The sequence below is a fragment of the Rubellimicrobium rubrum genome, assembly GCF_006152115.1.
Taxonomy (GTDB): domain Bacteria; phylum Pseudomonadota; class Alphaproteobacteria; order Rhodobacterales; family Rhodobacteraceae; genus Rubellimicrobium; species Rubellimicrobium rubrum.
Genome location: NZ_VDFU01000014.1, coordinates 37,933 through 53,401, shown reverse-complemented (window position 1 = coordinate 53,401; position 15,469 = coordinate 37,933). Strand labels below are relative to the sequence as shown.

Annotated in this window: 14 protein-coding genes, 1 tRNA gene and 1 pseudogene; 5 read left to right on the top strand and 11 right to left on the bottom strand. The window is 66.2% G+C overall.

Annotated elements, in window-relative coordinates:
- Positions 1–270: 270 nt before the first annotated feature.
- Together FHG66_RS12450 and uvrB are read right to left on the bottom strand one after the other, a co-directional pair.
- Positions 271–1,023, bottom strand: coding sequence for a S1 family peptidase (locus tag FHG66_RS12450; RefSeq protein WP_176556238.1), 753 nt, complete (start codon positions 1,021–1,023; stop codon positions 271–273).
- Positions 1,024–1,113: 90 nt separating this feature from the next.
- Complete coding sequence (gene uvrB, locus FHG66_RS12445; RefSeq protein WP_246082586.1) at positions 1,114–3,291, bottom strand: excinuclease ABC subunit UvrB; 2,178 nt, start codon at positions 3,289–3,291, stop codon at positions 1,114–1,116.
- A gap of 149 nt (positions 3,292–3,440) precedes the next feature.
- Between uvrB and FHG66_RS12440 the strand changes: the two genes are divergently transcribed.
- The gene (locus tag FHG66_RS12440) at positions 3,441–3,752 is read left to right on the top strand and encodes an NADH dehydrogenase ubiquinone Fe-S protein 4 (RefSeq protein ID WP_139077231.1); all 312 of its coding nucleotides are present in this window, start codon (positions 3,441–3,443) and stop codon (positions 3,750–3,752) included.
- A 48-nt stretch (positions 3,753–3,800) separates the two neighbouring features.
- On the opposite strand, the gene FHG66_RS12435 is transcribed toward FHG66_RS12440, so the two are convergent.
- Positions 3,801–4,649 (bottom strand): superoxide dismutase family protein, encoded by an 849-nt coding sequence (locus FHG66_RS12435; protein WP_139077229.1) that lies wholly within the window; start codon positions 4,647–4,649, stop codon positions 3,801–3,803.
- Positions 4,650–4,748: 99 nt separating this feature from the next.
- Here FHG66_RS12435 and FHG66_RS12430 point away from each other — a divergent pair.
- Positions 4,749–4,825, top strand: a tRNA-Arg gene (locus FHG66_RS12430).
- A gap of 197 nt (positions 4,826–5,022) precedes the next feature.
- Here the strand turns inward: FHG66_RS12430 and FHG66_RS12425 are convergent.
- The 8 genes and pseudogenes from FHG66_RS12425 to fabA form a co-directional block, all read right to left on the bottom strand.
- Positions 5,023–6,246, bottom strand: a pseudogene (locus FHG66_RS12425) (mandelate racemase/muconate lactonizing enzyme family protein).
- 49 nt (positions 6,247–6,295) lie between these two features.
- Positions 6,296–7,519 carry a TCR/Tet family MFS transporter gene (locus tag FHG66_RS12420; protein WP_139077227.1) on the bottom strand — a complete coding sequence of 408 codons (1,224 nt, stop codon included), beginning with the start codon at positions 7,517–7,519 and terminating at the stop codon, positions 6,296–6,298.
- Between the two features lie 66 nt (positions 7,520–7,585).
- Positions 7,586–8,428, bottom strand: a complete 843-nt coding sequence (locus FHG66_RS12415; protein ID WP_139077225.1) for an alpha/beta fold hydrolase — start codon at positions 8,426–8,428, stop codon at positions 7,586–7,588.
- The gene (locus FHG66_RS12410) at positions 8,425–9,099 is read right to left on the bottom strand and encodes a haloacid dehalogenase type II (protein ID WP_139077223.1); all 675 of its coding nucleotides are present in this window, start codon (positions 9,097–9,099) and stop codon (positions 8,425–8,427) included. The genes FHG66_RS12415 and FHG66_RS12410 overlap by 4 nt, the downstream gene beginning before the upstream one ends.
- Positions 9,099–9,539: a VOC family protein gene (locus FHG66_RS12405; RefSeq protein ID WP_139077221.1), complete on the bottom strand. Its 441-nt coding sequence runs from the start codon at positions 9,537–9,539 to the stop codon at positions 9,099–9,101. Before FHG66_RS12405 ends, FHG66_RS12410 begins: the two co-directional genes overlap by 1 nt.
- 129 nt (positions 9,540–9,668) lie before the next feature.
- On the bottom strand, positions 9,669–10,451 hold the full coding sequence (locus FHG66_RS12400; protein WP_139077219.1) for an enoyl-ACP reductase FabI: 783 nt from the start codon (positions 10,449–10,451) through the stop codon (positions 9,669–9,671).
- Positions 10,452–10,464: 13 nt separating this feature from the next.
- Complete coding sequence (fabB, locus tag FHG66_RS12395; RefSeq protein WP_139077216.1) at positions 10,465–11,691, bottom strand: beta-ketoacyl-ACP synthase I; 1,227 nt, start codon at positions 11,689–11,691, stop codon at positions 10,465–10,467.
- 3 nt (positions 11,692–11,694) lie between these two features.
- Entirely contained in the window at positions 11,695–12,210 is a 516-nt protein-coding gene (fabA, locus tag FHG66_RS12390; protein ID WP_139077214.1) for a bifunctional 3-hydroxydecanoyl-ACP dehydratase/trans-2-decenoyl-ACP isomerase, read from the bottom strand.
- 164 nt (positions 12,211–12,374) lie between these two features.
- Here fabA and irr point away from each other — a divergent pair, with 164 nt between their 5' ends.
- From irr to FHG66_RS12375, 3 genes are all read left to right on the top strand, one after another.
- Positions 12,375–12,794 carry a Fur family transcriptional regulator Irr gene (gene irr / locus FHG66_RS12385; protein WP_176556237.1) on the top strand — a complete coding sequence of 140 codons (420 nt, stop codon included), beginning with the start codon at positions 12,375–12,377 and terminating at the stop codon, positions 12,792–12,794.
- Between the two features lie 126 nt (positions 12,795–12,920).
- Positions 12,921–14,219, top strand: a complete 1,299-nt coding sequence (gene miaB / locus FHG66_RS12380) for a tRNA (N6-isopentenyl adenosine(37)-C2)-methylthiotransferase MiaB (RefSeq protein ID WP_139077210.1) — start codon at positions 12,921–12,923, stop codon at positions 14,217–14,219.
- Between the two features lie 139 nt (positions 14,220–14,358).
- The gene (locus tag FHG66_RS12375; RefSeq protein WP_139077208.1) at positions 14,359–15,468 is read left to right on the top strand and encodes a PhoH family protein; all 1,110 of its coding nucleotides are present in this window, start codon (positions 14,359–14,361) and stop codon (positions 15,466–15,468) included.
- Position 15,469 lies beyond the last annotated feature (1 nt).

Here is a 15,469-nt window from a genome sequence, read left to right as displayed (position 1 = left end):
TCGGGACCGGGACTGAGGAGTGAGAGGGGCCCCCTGCCGGTGGCGGGGGGCCTGTTTTCGGCCGATAACGTGCGAGGCTGCCCGAGCAGGGTGGGACGGAGGCGCGCCAACAACGCGCTGTGCCGGGGTTTATAGTCAGTGATGTATGAGGTGGAGGGGTGTATTGAGGGGGCAGGGTGCCCAGAGGGTGTTCGAGAAACGGATCTTAGCGCCATACGCAGAGCTGGGGGAAAGAAAGCATCGGGTAGGCTGCGACCACCCAACCGTTTGCTACAAGCCTTCAAAAATTTGCGCTAAGGTGTCAGGGTGAAACACCCGTCCGATCTGGGATCTAAGACCGCTATCTCCAAGTCGTCCGGCGTAAACTCCAGCAAATGCTGTCTTCTTGGACAGCTTGTATCGAGTTCCCAACTCCGCATCGTAGGAATCAAGTTGCTGTCGAACGTGGATCACAGGGGCACCTGACAGTCCGGCATTGCCAATTGTATCTACATAATATTGAGGTTTCCCATCTTGGCTTAGGCCGGGGTCGGTTGCGATGGACCCGCGCTTCCACATTGGAAGTCTTCTGTTGAACGATGAGCCCTCAGGAAATCCGATGATGAATACATCATCGCCAACCTCTTTAGATGTTTCAAGTGTCAGTTCTGTTAAATCTAGGCAGTTGGGGTAATAGCCTGTATCCTGATCCCAAGCGATTTGAAGCGCTGCAAGATCAATCGTCTTCCCTTTTGGATGGATTAACCAGCCCTGAATGGGATCATGAGGGTCCAGTTCTATGATCGCGCTGAACGAGGCAAGAACATACGGGCTGGTCTCGCTGTCCTCAGTAACTCGCCGCTCTGCAAAATAGGTTACTCGCAATGCGTTTGGGCTGAAAGGGCCCAAGCTAATGCCAGTATCAGGATTGACTCCGGTAACGACGTGCCAATTGGTTACTAGGTAGAGATTACCCGCATGCGTCCAATAGAAACCCGATGCTGCCGCATTGCCAATCTCTTTACCGTCCTCACTGATCCGCAACGCCTCAATCCTGCAGCAACACCTAGAGTATGTCGCTACATCGATTATTTCTTCGTGTATTGTAAGTTTAGAGGTGTCTAGGACCAAAGCTCACCGCCTCCCTTTCCTCTTCACATTCCCCCCTCTTTGCCCGGGTCGTCCAGCCGTGCTGCGCCCGCTGGCCTTCTCCACATCCTCCACGGCCTTCTCGACAGCCTGCTGCCGCGCCATCGGGTCGTCATGGAGGACGAGGTCCACGGTTTCCAGACGCTTGACCTCGTCGCGCAGGCGGGCGGCTTCCTCGAATTCCAGGTTCTCGGCGGCCTTGCGCATGTCGGCGCGGAGGCCGTCGAGGACCGCCTTGAGGTTCGAGCCGCTGGTGATGCGGTCCACCTTGGCCGTCACGCGCGCCTGGTCGGTGTCGCCCTTCCAAAGGCCGGCCAGCACGTCCTCGACGTTCTTCTTGACCGTCTGCGGCGTGATCCCGTGCTCGACGTTGTAGGCCATCTGCTTTTCGCGCCGACGCTCAGTCTCGCGCATGGCGCGCTCCATGGAGCCGGTGATGCGGTCGGCGTACATGATGACCCGGCCTTCGGCGTTCCGCGCGGCGCGGCCGATGGTCTGGACGAGCGAGGTTTCCGAGCGCAGGAAGCCCTCCTTGTCGGCGTCGAGGATCGCCACGAGCCCGCATTCGGGGATGTCGAGTCCTTCGCGCAGCAGGTTGATCCCCACCAGCACGTCGAAGGCGCCAAGGCGCAGGTCGCGCAGGATCTCGATCCGTTCGATGGTGTCGATGTCCGAATGCATGTACCGGATGCGGATGCCCTGCTCGTGCAGGTACTCGGTCAGGTCCTCGGCCATGCGCTTGGTCAGCACGGTGACGAGGGTGCGGAACCCCGCGGCGCTGACCTTGCGGATCTCGTCCAGCAGATCATCCACCTGCATGGAGACGGGCCGGATCTCGATCTGCGGGTCGATAAGGCCGGTGGGCCGGATGACCTGCTCGGTGAAGACGCCGCCCGCCTGTTCCAGCTCCCACGCCGCCGGGGTGGCCGAGACGAAGACGGATTGCGGGCGCATGGCATCCCATTCCTCGAATTTGAGGGGACGGTTGTCCATGCAGGAGGGCAGGCGGAAGCCATGCTCGGCCAGCGTCAGCTTGCGGCGGAAGTCGCCCCGGTACATGCCGCCGATCTGGGGAACCGAGACGTGGGATTCGTCCGCAAAGACGATGGCAGTGTCGGGAATGAACTCGAACAGCGTGGGTGGCGGCTCGCCGGGCTGGCGGCCGGTGAGGTATCGCGAGTAGTTCTCGATGCCGTTGCAGACGCCGGTGGCCTCCAGCATCTCCAGATCGAAGGTGCAGCGCTGCTCCAGCCGCTGGGCCTCGAGGAGCTTGCCCTCTCCGACCAGCTGGGCGAGGCGGACGCGCAACTCTTCCTTGATGCCCTTGATGGCCTGCGCCATCGTCGGACGTGGGGTCACGTAGTGGCTGTTGGCGTAGACGCGGATACGGTCGAACGATCCTTCCTTATGACCGGTCAGAGGGTCGAACTCGGTGATCGACTCCAGCTCGTCGCCGAAGAAGGACAGGCGCCAGGCGCGGTCCTCAAGGTGCGCGGGCCAGATCTCCAGCGCGTCGCCGCGCACGCGGAAGGAGCCCCGCGCAAAGGCCGCGTCGTTCCTGCGATACTGCTGGGCGATGAGGTCTGCGAGGACCTTCCGCTGCTCGTAGGGCTGGCCCACGAAGAAGTCCTGCGTCATGGCCGAGTAGGTCTCGACCGAGCCGATGCCGTAGATGCAGGACACCGAGGCCACGATGATGACGTCGTCTCGTTCGAGCAGCGCCCGGGTGGCCGAGTGTCGCATCCGGTCGATCTGCTCGTTAATCTGCGACTCCTTCTCGATGAAGGTGTCCGACCGCGGCACGTAGGCCTCGGGCTGGTAGTAGTCGTAGTAGCTGACGAAGTATTCCACCGCGTTGTCGGGGAAGAAGCCCTTGAACTCCCCATAAAGTTGGGCCGCGAGCGTCTTGTTGGGGGCAAGGATGATCGCGGGGCGCTGCGTTTCCTCGATCACCTTGGCCATCGTGAAGGTCTTGCCCGTGCCCGTCGCACCCAGCAGGACCTGATTCTGCTCGCCCTCGGCGATGCCGCGCGTCAGTTCGGCGATGGCCGTGGGCTGGTCGCCTGCGGGATCGAAGTCGGTCTTCAGAACGAACCGCTTGCCGCCTTCCAGCTTCTCGCGCTTTTCGGCGAGCGGTTTCCTGGGGCCGAAAAGGATCGGCATTTGCTCGGGCGCGTTGTTGTGCATGGGGCTGACCGGACGTGGGGGAAGGTCCCTATATTTGGTCCCTTTTCGTTCCGGTGCAAGCGGCACGCTTGCGTGCGGGACGCCCCTGCGGCACAAGGCCCCGGACCGGTTGAGGAGATGACACCATGCGCGGACGCATCACCAAGATGCCTCGGAACAACACCCAGATCGGGAGCGAGATCAAGGGCGACTGGGTGCTCGATTTCGAGCCCGCCTCCGAGAGGCATATCGACCCATTGATGGGTTGGACCGCCTCCTCGGACATGCAGACCGAAGTGCGGATCACCTTCGACAGCAAGGAATCGGCGCTGGCCTACGCCCTCAAGCACGGCATCGAGGTCGTGGTGCAGCCCGAGCAGCCGCGCAAGGCCAACATCCGTCCGGGTGGCTACGGCGAGAATTTCTCCTCCTCGCGCCGCCAGCCCTGGACGCACTGAGGCCGAGGGGCCCGCTTCGGAGCCCCCCGAACGTTCAGCCGAGCCGCATCACTCCGAGGCGGCTTCGCCGTTGTCGCCTTGTCCTTCCTGCGCTTCGTCCTGCTGGGCTTCGGCCCCGTCCTCAAGCGCGGGGTCCTGGGCTTGCGCGCCTTCGTTGCCGTCCTGAACGTCCTCGTCCAGGTCGCCCCCGGCCGCCTCGCCCCCTACGACCGAGGCGTCGGTGGTCTCATCGCTCATGGTGCCAGGTGCGGCTTGAATGACGGCGCAAGCGATCCGGTCCCCCGAGTTGCCGCCCGGCTGCGTCGTGTAGTCGTCCGGGTCGGCATGGATGATCAGCGCGCTGCCATCCTCGTCGAACACCATGTCCATGCTCAGGCCGATGGCAAAGGTTTCCAGGTTCAGCACCCCATCCGCGCCCACCTGGGCATTGGGCATGTCGCCCGGATGAGGGCCGGTGTCCGTCATGACCCCGTGCTCCTTCCCACCCGAGATGTGTTCCCCGGCCGATTCGAAGCTTGGCCCTTCGCAGGCCCCTACAAGGTGCAGGTGCATGCCGTGGATGCCTTCGGGCAGGCCTTCCGCGTTGACCAGGACCAAGGCATGTCCCGAGGCGGTCGCCGAAACGGAGACGTTGCCGATCTCGTTGCCCTCTGCGTCCACGAGGCCACCGGTTCCACCCTGGCTTTCCTGCCCGGCGGGCATCGCGTCCTCGGGTTGGTCGGCAGCGGCCTGCTGCTCGGTCAGGCCTTCCGTGGTTTCCTGGCTCGTCTGGTTGGTCGGACGGGTTTCCTGGCTTTCGGTCTGGGGCTGGTTCTCGGCCGGACGTGTGGCGTCCTGAGCGATTACAGGCGCGGCAAGCGCGGCAAGCGCGAGCGCCAGGATCGGACTGCGTGTCATGGGGGCCTCCTCCGGGGTTGACCCGCCCCAACCCGAAAGGCCCGCTTCGCGTTCCCGGCGCTTTTCCTGCGGCGCAAGACAGGGTAGGGGAGGGGCAGCGGTCCCATAGCTCAACTGGATAGAGCAGCTGACTTCTAATCAGCAGGTTCGAGGTTCGAGTCCTCGTGGGATCGCCAGACACAAGCCGTCCTTGATGCCGATCCCTGCCCCTCGTGCCGCCTCTCCATCGGGTCGGGCGATGGATAATGTCGATCAGGGGCGCTGTTGATGATCTTGGCAATGTCAGGAGTCATCTGCAGATCGGTGGCGTTCCGGACCTGCCTTATGAAGCCGAGAGGCGCGTCCTTAGCGGCTGCGCCGACCGCCGCGTCAGTCACGCCTCTCTCGGTGCTCCTCCTTCCAAGATGGTATCGCTGCGGTAGTCCACCTCGGCCTCATGCATCTGGAGGTGCAGGCCCGTGCCGGTAAAGGGATGAGCGCGGGCCACGTCCTCGTCTACCTAAATGCCAAGGCCAGGGCGTTCGGACGGATGAAACCCTCTTCCACGCGAATCGTGCCTTTGATCAGCCGAGCGTGGAAGTCGGTCTCGATCGTTTGGGCCATGAGGAGATTGGGGATGGCGGCGGCGGGCTGGATGTTCGCGGCCCATGCAACCGGTCCAGCGTAAAGATGCGGCGTGATCTGGGCACTGGCGGCCTCGACCGATGCGGCGATCTTGCGACTTTCCCAGATTCCGCCCGAGCGCCCCAGAGCCGGCTGCAGGATCGTGGCCCCGGCGGCAAGGGCCCGGGCGAACTCGCGCTTGGTGGTCAGGCGCTCGCCGGTGGCGATGGGGATCGCCAGCGCGCGGGCGACCTGGGCCAGGATTTCATGTGGTCCGGCGGCACCGGCCCCTCGTACCACAGGGGCGACCAGGGCTCGATGGCGGCGGCCATGCGGAGCGCCCCGGCGGTGTAAAACTGGCCGTGCGTGCCAAAGAGCAGGTCGGCGCGGTCGCCCAAGTCCTCTCGGATGAAGCGGCAGAAGTCGGCGGACCGGTCGATGTCGTCCATCGACGGCATATGGCCTGAGCGGATGGTGTAGGGGCCGGCGGGGTCGAACTTCACAGCCGTGTAGCGCCGTGCGACGGTGTCCAGCGCCGCCTCGGCTGCCTGACCCGGATCGGCCCAGAACCACGGAAGCCGATGGTCCGGGCGGGTGGGGTACAGGTAGGTATAGGCGCGGATGCGGTCGTCCACTCGCCCGCCGATAAGGGCGTGCACCGGGCGTCCCTGATCCTTGCCCACCGTGTCCCAACAGGCGATCTCGAGCTCGGAGAACGCCCCCATGACTGTTGGATCAGGGCGCTAGGTGAACTCTGCCGAATAGGCTCGGCAGAAAATCAACTCCACGTTTTCCGGATTCCTGCCCGACATATGGCGCGAGAAGACGTCATGAACCACCGCGCGCATCGCGTCCGGGCTCACGGCAGCGGCATAACCTCGCCCCGTCCCACGGCCCCGGTGTCCGAGGACAGCTTCACGAGGATCCAGTACCGCCCTCCTCAGCCCGGCGCGGGCGGGGAGGTCACGACGACGTCGAGGCTGTCGAGTGTCATGGCCTAGATCCTGCCTATGGCCCGGTTCGAGCGCAGGGAAGAAACTGACCTAGGACGTCGCAGGCGCAGGTTCGTGATCCTCGGCGCGGCGGAACAGGATGAAGCAAACGACGATCAGCACGGCGCCGAGGTAATAGGGCGCGCCGTAAAGATACCCGCCCGGCACCGAGGCCCCCCAGGCAAAGATGCCCGTCATCAGAAGCGGCCCGAAGACCTGAGCGCCCGAGCGGGCCGAAGCCACGACCCCCAGCGCCTCGCCCTGCGCGTCAGGCGGCGCAAGGCGCGAGATGCGGCCCTGAAGGGCTGGCATCACGACCTCGCCCAGCGCCGAGATGGGGCAAAGCAGGATGGCCAGCCAGCCGCCCCATTCGGTCGGCGGCAGCGCGGCGAAGACCAGGAAGGTGACGAAACTCCAGACAAAGCCGTAAAGGATCGTTCCCCGCTCTCCGAACCAACGCAGGTAAAGGCGTATGCCCCAGCCTTGCACGACGACGGCGGCGATCCCGAACGCCGCGAGCGAGAGGCCGGTTTCGGTTGGCGACCAGCCGAAGGCTGCCTTGCCCCAATAGGCCCAGATCGTGCCATAGGACAGGAAAGCGAGTTCAGTCAGCGCCAGCACGACCAGCAGAGGACCCACGCCCCGCAGCCGCGCGACCGACCGGATCGCACCCAAAGGGTTCGCGCGGCCAGGCCCGAACGGCCGGCGAGCCGTGCGGGGCATCGTCTCGGGAAGGATGAAGCAGCCGATGACGAAGCCTGCCGCAGCCATCCCTGCCGCCGCCCAGAACGGCGCCCTGGGGCCGAGTTCGCCCAATAAGCCGCCGATGACCGGTCCGAGGATGAAGCCCCCCATGAAGGCCGCGCCCAAAAGCCCGAAGCTTTGCGCCCGCTGCTCGGGCGGGGTGATGTCGGCGATGGCCGCGTTGCAGGTGGCGTGAGTCGCGGCGGTGATGCCCGCCAGCACCCGCAGCCCCAGCAGCAAGCCCATGGACTGCGCCAGCGCGCTGCCCAGGTAGTCCAGTGCCATGATCGCCAAGGCGACCAGAAGCACCGGCCGCCGCCCGAAGCGGTCGGACAGCGCCCCGATCACCGGCGTGCAAAGAAACTGCATGAGCGCATAGGCCGTGGCCAGCAGCCCGCCCCAGAGCGCGGCGTTCCCGATCGACCCGCCTTCGATCTGTGCGATGAGATCGGGCATCACCGGGTACACGAGCCCGATCCCGACCGCGTCCAGGAACATGACCGCCATGATGAAGACGAAAGGAGAGCGCATGGGGCGGAGCTAGCCTGGCCTGACCCGCGTGGCCAGCAGGTCTGCGCGCTTCCTGGCCTTCCTGCATCAGGCCGGAGCGGCAGCGGCCCCGCGACAGAGGTCCAGCCAGGCCCGGATCGCGGACAGCGACTCGGGCTCGTCCAGGAACGGGACATGACCGCGTCCCGGGACTTCGGTGCCGACCATATCGGGGCGGCGGCGCTGCATCTCCGCAAAGGTCTCGGGGGACAGGATGTCCGAGGTCTCGCCCCGGATCACCGCGAGCGGGAGGCCTGCCAGCAGGTCGAAGAAGGGCCAAAGATCCGGCAGAGGGGCGCCTTCGTCGGGCAGGAACGCGTCGCGCAGGCGGGGGTCGTAGCGCAGGAGGAGGCCGTGGGGGGTTTCCTCGTAGTGGTTGCGCACCTCGTGCAGCCACCGCTCGTGTGGGACGTCGCGGAAGTGGGTCCAAAGCTTGGCGCGGGTGCGGGCTGCCTCCTCCCAGGTGGGCTGGGCAGGGCGGCGGCCCAGATAGCCCGCGATGACGCCCAAGCCCTTGGCCTCGATCACCGGCCCCACGTCGTTGAGGGCGACGCCTAGGAGCCGGTCCCTTGCCGTGGCAGCAAGCCCCATCGCCACGAGCCCCCCGCGCGACGTGCCAAGGATGGCGACCTTGGGCAGGTTCAGGTGATCGAGGAGCGAGACGACATCAGCCGCTTCCTGCGGGATCGAATAGGTGGATGGTCCTGTCCAGTCGGACCTGCCACGTCCCCGCGCGTCCAGCCGGATCAGGCGCACATTCGTCAGATGCGGGGCGAGGTGGTCGAAGTCGCCGCCATTTCGGGTCAGTCCGGCCAAGGCCAGCACGGGCAGCCCCGCGCCTTCGTCCGTGTAGAACAAGCGCGCGCCGTCGCCTGCCAATGCGTAGCTCATCCGATCAGTCCCGCGATGCCCCGCAGGGAGGATAGCTCGCGCCAGGGCTTGGCCCAGAGCCGGTCCGTCGGAGCCCCCTCGCGGTTGATCCAAGCCGTTTGAAACCCGAAGCCCGAGGCTCCGGCCGCGTCCCACCCGTTGGCCGATGCGAACAGGACCTCATCGGGCGCGACCCCGTAATGGGCCGTGACAAGGGCATAGACCGAAGGGTGAGGCTTGAAGACGCCCGCCTCCTCGACGGTTAGCACCTCACCGAAGAGAGGCCCTAAACCGGACGCGTCGAGCAGGCCCGTGACCATCGCAGGGGTCGCGTTGGTCAGGATCGCGCAAGGGAGCCCGCGGGCGGCCACGGCTTCCACGGCCGCCCGCGCCTCGGGGTAGGGTGGCAGGCGACCATAAAGGTCGAGCAGTCTGGCGCGCAGATCCGGATCGGAGAGGCCCGCGCGGGCGAGTGTCCAGTCGAGAGCGTCGGCGGTGACCTGCGCGAAGTCGGCATGGTGACCCGCCACGGCACGGAGCCAAGTGATCTCCAGTTGCTTCTGTCGCCAGTTCCGCGCCAACGCCGCCCAGTCAGTGGCCCAAGGCGCTTCCGGTTCAGCCTCGGCCGCCGCGCGCAGGGCCCCGCCCACGTCGAACAACGTGCCATAGGCGTCGAAGACGGCGACCCGCATCAGGCGTCGACGGCACTGTTGATCTCGTCCCCCAGGGTCCGCTCAAAGGCGGTGACATCCATCCACATGGGTTCCAGCACGTTGCCGTCCGGGTCCGAGATGGAGCGCCCGTACATGAAGTCGAAGTCCTGCACCTTGCCATTGTCGGTGCCCCCGGCCTTCAGGCCCGCCTGCATGAAGGCCTCCACCGCCTCGCGCGAGTCGCGCGACAGCGCGATCAGGACCGAGGTGTCACGCGCTGGCTCCCCCATGGGACGAGGGGTGAAGGTCGCGAAGTACTCGCGGAGCAGGAGCATGATGTGGATCTGCTCGGACACCACGACGCAAGCGGAGGTCTCGCCCGAGAACCGCTCGTCGAAGGAAAAGCCCAGTGCGGCATAGAAGGACCGGGCGCGGGACAGGTCAGCGACAGGCAGGTTGACGAAGATGTGCTGGGACATGAGGGCTCCTCCTTGGGCGACCCTAGAGGAGGTCCGCGAGCCGGCCAAGCGGAACGGCGGCAAGCCTTTGGGCTGGAGCGGGCCTTGGCTCATCTGGCGGGACCGGCAGTTGGTCCAAGGACCGGGAGGTCAGAGCTGATCGGCCTGCGGCATGCCCAGCACGTGGAAGCCTCCATCCACGCGCACGACCTCGCCTGTCGTGCAGGAGCCCGCCTCGGAGGACAACCAGACCGCCGTTCCGCCGATGGCCTCCAGCGTGGCGTTGGCACGGAGCGGAGAGTTCGCCTCGGTGTGCCGGAAGGTCGCGCGCGCGCCGCCGATCGCCGCGCCCGCAAGCGTCTTCATGGGACCCGGAGAGATGGCGTTCACGCGGATCCCCTCGGGCCCAAGGTCGTTGGCGAGGTAGCGCACGGCGGATTCCAGCGCGGCCTTGGCCACGCCCATCACATTGTAATGCGGTGTCACACGGTTCGAACCCTGGTAGGTCAGGGTGATGATGCTTCCGCCCTGCGGCATCAAGGGGCGGGCGCGACGCGCCACTTCGATGAGCGAGTAGCAGGAGATGACCATCGAGGTCTTGAAGTTCTCGCGGCTCGTGTTGATGAACCGGCCCTGCAACTCGTCCTTGCTGGAAAAGGCGATGGCGTGGATCAGGATGTCGAGCCCGCCCCAGCGCTCGGCCACCTGGTCGAAGGCGCGGTCGAGCGAAGCGTCGTCGGTCACGTCGGCATCCACCAAGAAGTCCGACCCAACGCTGGCTGCGAGCGGGGCCACCCGCTTTCCGAACGCCTCGCCCTGGTAGGTGAAGGCCAGTTCGGCGCCTGCCTCGTGCAGCGCCTTGGCGATGCCCCACGCGATGGAGTGGCTGTTGGCGACGCCCATGACGAGCGCGCGCTTACCCTGAAGGTTCATGAAAGGAGTCCGCTCAATCGAGGTGCTTGCTCAGGAGCATCGATCCGTTCGTGCCGCCGAAGCCAAAGGAATTCGTCATGACCGTGTCCAGCCCGGCCTTTTCCACGAGCCGCGTGGCAATCTCGCCCTCCCGCAGGGCGGGATCGAGGTTCTCCACGTTGATCGACGGCGCAATGAAGTCGTCCTGGAGCATCAGCAGGCAGTAGATCGCCTCCTGCGCGCCGGTTGCCCCCTGGCTGTGTCCGGTCATCGACTTGGTCGAGGAGATAGGCGGGTGGTCGTCGCCAAAGACGCGGCGGACGGCCTCGACCTCGGTCACGTCGCCCACAGGCGTCGAAGTGCCGTGCGCATTGATGTAGCTGACCTGGCGTCCTTGGGGCAGGGTCGCCAAGGCGACCTTCATCGCCCGCTCTCCGCCCTCGCCCGATGGAGCGACCATATCGGCGCCGTCAGAGGTCGCGGCAAAGCCCGTCACCTCGGCATAGATACTCGCGCCGCGCGCCAGCGCCCGCTCGCGCTCCTCCAGCACGACGATCGCGCCGCCTGCCGCGATGACGAAGCCGTCGCGGTCACGGTCGAAGGCGCGCGAGGCACGGGTCGGCTCGTCGTTGAATCGGGAGGACATGGCGCCCATGGCATCGAACAGGGCGGACAGGGTCCAGTCCAACTCCTCTCCGCCGCCGGCGAACATGACGTCCTGCTTGTTCATCTGGATCTGCTCGGCCGCGGAGCCGATGCAATGGAGCGAGGTCGAGCAGGCGGAGGTGATCGAGTAGTTGATCCCCTTGATGCGAAAGGAGGTGGCGAGGTTCGCCGACACCGTCGACGACATGCCGCGCGGCACCATGAGGGGCCCGATCTTCTTGGGGCTGCCAGTCCTGAGCACGGTCTGCCCCGCCGCGAACAGGTTCGAGGTGGACGGCCCGCCCGATCCCGCGATGAGGCCGGTGCGCTCGTGGCTCACCTCGCCCTCGGTCAGGCCGGAATCGGCGATGGCCTGCTCCATGGCGAGGTAAGCGTAGGCCGCTCCCGGGCCCATGAAGCGCATCCTGCGCTTGTCGATGTGCTGCGCCGGGTCGATCTTGATCGTTCCGGCAACCTGGGAGCGGAAGCCGTGCTCGACCATCTCCTCGGAGCGCTCGATGCCCGAGCGGCCGGCCTTGAGCGCGTCCAGCACCTCGGCGGCGCTGTTCCCGATGGGCGAGATGATCCCGATCCCGGTGACGACGACACGACGCATCGTTCAGCCCCCCTGTGCCACGGCGAGGCCGACCCGCATGTCCTTGACCTCGGCCACGAGTTCGCCGTCAGCCTCCACACGCCCATCGGCCACGCCCATCTTGAGCCGCCGGTCGATCACGCGCGTGAAGTCCACGACATACCTGACGAGCTTGCGGTCCGGGCGGATCATCCCGGACAGCTTCACCTCGCCCACGCCGAGCGCGAAACCCTGGCCCTGCCAGCCGCGCCAGCCGAGGTTGAAGCCGGTGAGCTGCCACAGGCCGTCGAGCATGAGGCAGCCCGGCATGACGGGGTTCCCGGGGAAGTGGCACGGGAAGAACCAAAGGTCGGGCTGGATGTCGAGTTCGGCCACCACGTGCCCCTTGCCGTTCGCGCCGCCATCGCCCGAGATGTCGGTGATGCGGTCCATCATCAGCATGGGCGGTTCGGGAAGCTGGGCATTTCCGGGGCCGAACAACTCGCCTCGGGCGCAGGCGAGAAGGGCCTCCCTGTCGAAGTGTCGCGGGAAGTCGGGCATAGGCCGAGGGTCCATCCGGTTGTTGCGCGCCGGTCGATGCCTTATCACCCGGCCCGCGATGGGGGCAAGGGCGGGCCGGGTACCGGTTGAATCCCGGACCCCAGACGACATATGCTTGTGAGGCTTGGGATAAAGGGCACGCGGGTCCGATGCATGACGACACGATGACCGGGGTTGTGGCCGTAGGGCGGGGCAAGGCCTGGCTTGCGCGCGGCGGCCTGCGCCCGACGCGGCAGCGGGTGTCCTTGGCCCAGCTCCTTGTCGGCGATGGCCTCGACCGGCACGTGACCGCCGAAAGCCTGCATCATGCCGCCGTGCGGGCCGGAGAGCCCGTGAGCCTCGCGACCGTGTACAACACGCTGCGTGCCTTCTGCGAGGCGGGCCTGATGCGCGAGATCACCGTGGATGGCTCGAAGAGCTACTTCGACACCAACATGACCGACCATCCGCACTTCTTCTGGGAAGACGAGTGCCGCCTGACCGACGCGCCCGCGACGGAACTGGAGATCCGGCGCCTGCCCGTGGCCCCCGAGGGCGCGGAGATCGCTGCCGTGGACGTGGTGATCCGGCTGCGGCGCGTCTGAGGGCCCGACGGGCCCATCCGCATCCGTCGAACGTGATGCGCCCTGGCCCGGGGGGAGCGGGTCCCGGCATTGCAAGACCGTGGCCGAGCGCCTATGCCCGACACGCCCCAGCGCAAGGCCCGTCCCATGACCAAGAAGCTGTTCGTCAAGACCTACGGCTGCCAGATGAACGTTCATGACGGCGAGCGCATGGCCGAGCTTTTGGCCGGGCAGGGCTATGAAGCGACGGACAAGGCGGAGGAGGCCGACATGGTCCTTCTCAATACCTGCCACATCCGCGAGAAGGCGGCAGAGAAGGTCTATTCCGACATCGGGCGGCTGAAGCCGCTGCGTGCCGCCAAGCCCGACCTGCGGATCGCGGTCGCAGGCTGTGTCGCGCAGGCCGAAGGCGAGGAGATCCTGGCGCGGGCGCCGATCGTGGACCTCGTGGTGGGCCCACAGAGCTACCACACCCTTCCCGCGCTGATGGCGCGCGTCGACGCGGGCGAGAAAGTCGTGGAAACCGAGTTCCCGGCCGAGGACAAGTTCGCTCACCTGCCGCCGCGCAAGCTTCGCGCGCCCACCGCCTTTCTGACGGTGCAGGAAGGGTGCGACAAGTTCTGCGCCTTCTGCGTCGTCCCCTATACCCGCGGGGCCGAAGTGAGCCGCCCCGCCCAGCGGATCCTGACCGAGGCGCGGGGTCTTGTGGAGCAGGGCGTGCGCGAGATCACGCTGCTGGGCCAGAACGTCAACGCGTGGCACGGGGCCGAGGGCGGCCTTGCGGCACTGGTGCGCGATCTGGCTGGCATCGATGGGCTGGATCGCATCCGCTACACGACCTCGCATCCCAACGACATGGATGATGCGCTGATCGCCGCCCATGGGGAAGAACCCAAGCTCATGCCGTTCCTGCATCTGCCCGTGCAGTCGGGGTCGGACCGCATCCTCAAGGCCATGAACCGCAAGCACCGAGCCGAGGACTACCTGAGGCTGGTCGAACGGCTGCGGGCGGCACAACCGGACCTCGTCCTGTCCTCGGACTTTATCGTAGGCTTCCCCGGCGAGACCGAGGAGGATTTCCAGGCAACGCTGGCCTTGATCGAGGCCGTGGGGTTCGGCTCGGCCTTCAGCTTCACCTATTCGCCCCGTCCGGGAACGCCGGCCGCCGAACGAACTGGCGTGCCGGAGCCCGAGGCGCACGACCGTCTGCTGCGGCTGCAGGCCCTCATCACCCGGCAGCAGCGCGAGACGCAGAAGGCCATGGTCGGCCGCATCCTGCCCGTGCTGTTCGAGAAGCCGGGCCGGATGCCCGGACAGATGACCGGCAAATCCGGGCATCTGATGGCCGTGGCCGTAACGGCCCCCGACGACCTGCGTGGGCAGATCCGGCCCGTGCGCGTGACGGCGGCCCTGACGAACTCGCTGGGGGGCGAGTTGGCGTCCTGAGCGTGTTGACGGAGGGGTGAGCAGGATTTGTGCATCCGTCGCGGTTGTGGCCGGACCCTCTGGCCTCCTCGTGCGTTCAATAACACGGCGGCCCCTCGGAATGCTTGCGCCATGGTCCGGGCCGCGTCACCATGGACCCATGTGGCGCCTTTGCCCGCCCGGCGCTGGGAGGCGCCGAACGCAGGAAGGAGAAACGACCCTGCCCGTGACCGCGCTGAACGCGTCCGCCGCTGCATCCGCGAATGGCGAGACCCTGCTTGAGTTCCCAGACAACTACCTCCTGATCGATCTTTGCGGCGAACATGACCGCAATCTCGCCGTGATCGAGGACCGGATCGGCGTGCAGATCCTGAGACGGGGCAACCGCTTGGCCATCATGGGCGAGGCGGAGGCGCGCGGCCGTGCCGCCGAGGTGATGCGTGCGCTGTATCAGCGGCTCGAATCGGGGAAAGGTCTGGACTTGGGCGACATCGACCGCGAACTGCGCATGGGCCCCGCCCTGCGCGAGACGGGCCCCCAGGCGGGTGACCAGACCGAGATGTTCGGCCGCGGCGGACCGTCCGACCGCGTCGAGATCCGCACCCGCCGCAAGGTCGTGGAGCCCCGGACCGAGGCGCAGAAGGCCTATGTCCGCGCGCTGTTCGACCACGAGCTGGCCTTCGGCATAGGCCCTGCCGGCACCGGCAAGACCTACCTTGCCGTGGCCGTGGGCGTCAGCATGTTCCTGGGCGGCCATGTGGACAAGATCATCCTGTCGCGCCCCGCCGTTGAGGCTGGCGAACGACTGGGTTTCCTTCCCGGTGACGCGAAGGAAAAAGTCGATCCGTACATGCAGCCGCTTTACGACGCGCTGAACGACTTCCTGCCGCAGAAGCAGGTGCAGAAGATGATCGAGGAAAAGATCATCGAGATCGCGCCGCTCGCCTTCATGCGGGGTCGGACGCTGTCCAACGCCTTCATCGTGCTGGACGAGGCGCAGAACGCCACCTCCATGCAGATGAAGATGTTCCTCACCCGCTTGGGCGAGGGATCGCGGATGGTGGTGACGGGCGATCGCACCCAGATCGACCTCCCGCGCGGCGTACCCTCGGGTCTGATCGAGGCCGAACGGCTGCTCCACAACGTGTCCAAGATCAGCTTCACCCGCTTCACGGCCCGCGACGTGGTCCGGCACCCGCTGGTCGCCGCCATCATCGAGGCCTATGACGCCGATGCGCGCGCCACCGACAGGTCAGAGGCCTCTGGCTGAC

What these genes read in the sequence shown, in the direction of transcription:
- FHG66_RS12420 (WP_139077227.1), bottom strand. Translation starts at nt 7,519, where the DNA reads ATGCGCTCTCCTTTCGTCTTCATCATGGCGGTCATGTTCCTGGACGCG.
- FHG66_RS12440 (WP_139077231.1), top strand. Translation starts at nt 3,441, where the DNA reads ATGCGCGGACGCATCACCAAGATGCCTCGGAACAACACCCAGATCGGG.
- FHG66_RS12410 (WP_139077223.1), bottom strand. Translation starts at nt 9,099, where the DNA reads ATGCGGGTCGCCGTCTTCGACGCCTATGGCACGTTGTTCGACGTGGGC.
- miaB (WP_139077210.1), top strand. Translation starts at nt 12,921, where the DNA reads ATGACCAAGAAGCTGTTCGTCAAGACCTACGGCTGCCAGATGAACGTT.
- fabA (WP_139077214.1), bottom strand. Translation starts at nt 12,210, where the DNA reads ATGCCCGACTTCCCGCGACACTTCGACAGGGAGGCCCTTCTCGCCTGC.
- uvrB (WP_246082586.1), bottom strand. Translation starts at nt 3,291, where the DNA reads ATGCCGATCCTTTTCGGCCCCAGGAAACCGCTCGCCGAAAAGCGCGAG.
- irr (WP_176556237.1), top strand. Translation starts at nt 12,375, where the DNA reads ATGACCGGGGTTGTGGCCGTAGGGCGGGGCAAGGCCTGGCTTGCGCGC.
- FHG66_RS12375 (WP_139077208.1), top strand. Translation starts at nt 14,359, where the DNA reads ATGTGGCGCCTTTGCCCGCCCGGCGCTGGGAGGCGCCGAACGCAGGAA.
- FHG66_RS12415 (WP_139077225.1), bottom strand. Translation starts at nt 8,428, where the DNA reads ATGAGCTACGCATTGGCAGGCGACGGCGCGCGCTTGTTCTACACGGAC.
- FHG66_RS12405 (WP_139077221.1), bottom strand. Translation starts at nt 9,539, where the DNA reads ATGTCCCAGCACATCTTCGTCAACCTGCCTGTCGCTGACCTGTCCCGC.
- FHG66_RS12435 (WP_139077229.1), bottom strand. Translation starts at nt 4,649, where the DNA reads ATGACACGCAGTCCGATCCTGGCGCTCGCGCTTGCCGCGCTTGCCGCG.
- FHG66_RS12400 (WP_139077219.1), bottom strand. Translation starts at nt 10,451, where the DNA reads ATGAACCTTCAGGGTAAGCGCGCGCTCGTCATGGGCGTCGCCAACAGC.
- fabB (WP_139077216.1), bottom strand. Translation starts at nt 11,691, where the DNA reads ATGCGTCGTGTCGTCGTCACCGGGATCGGGATCATCTCGCCCATCGGG.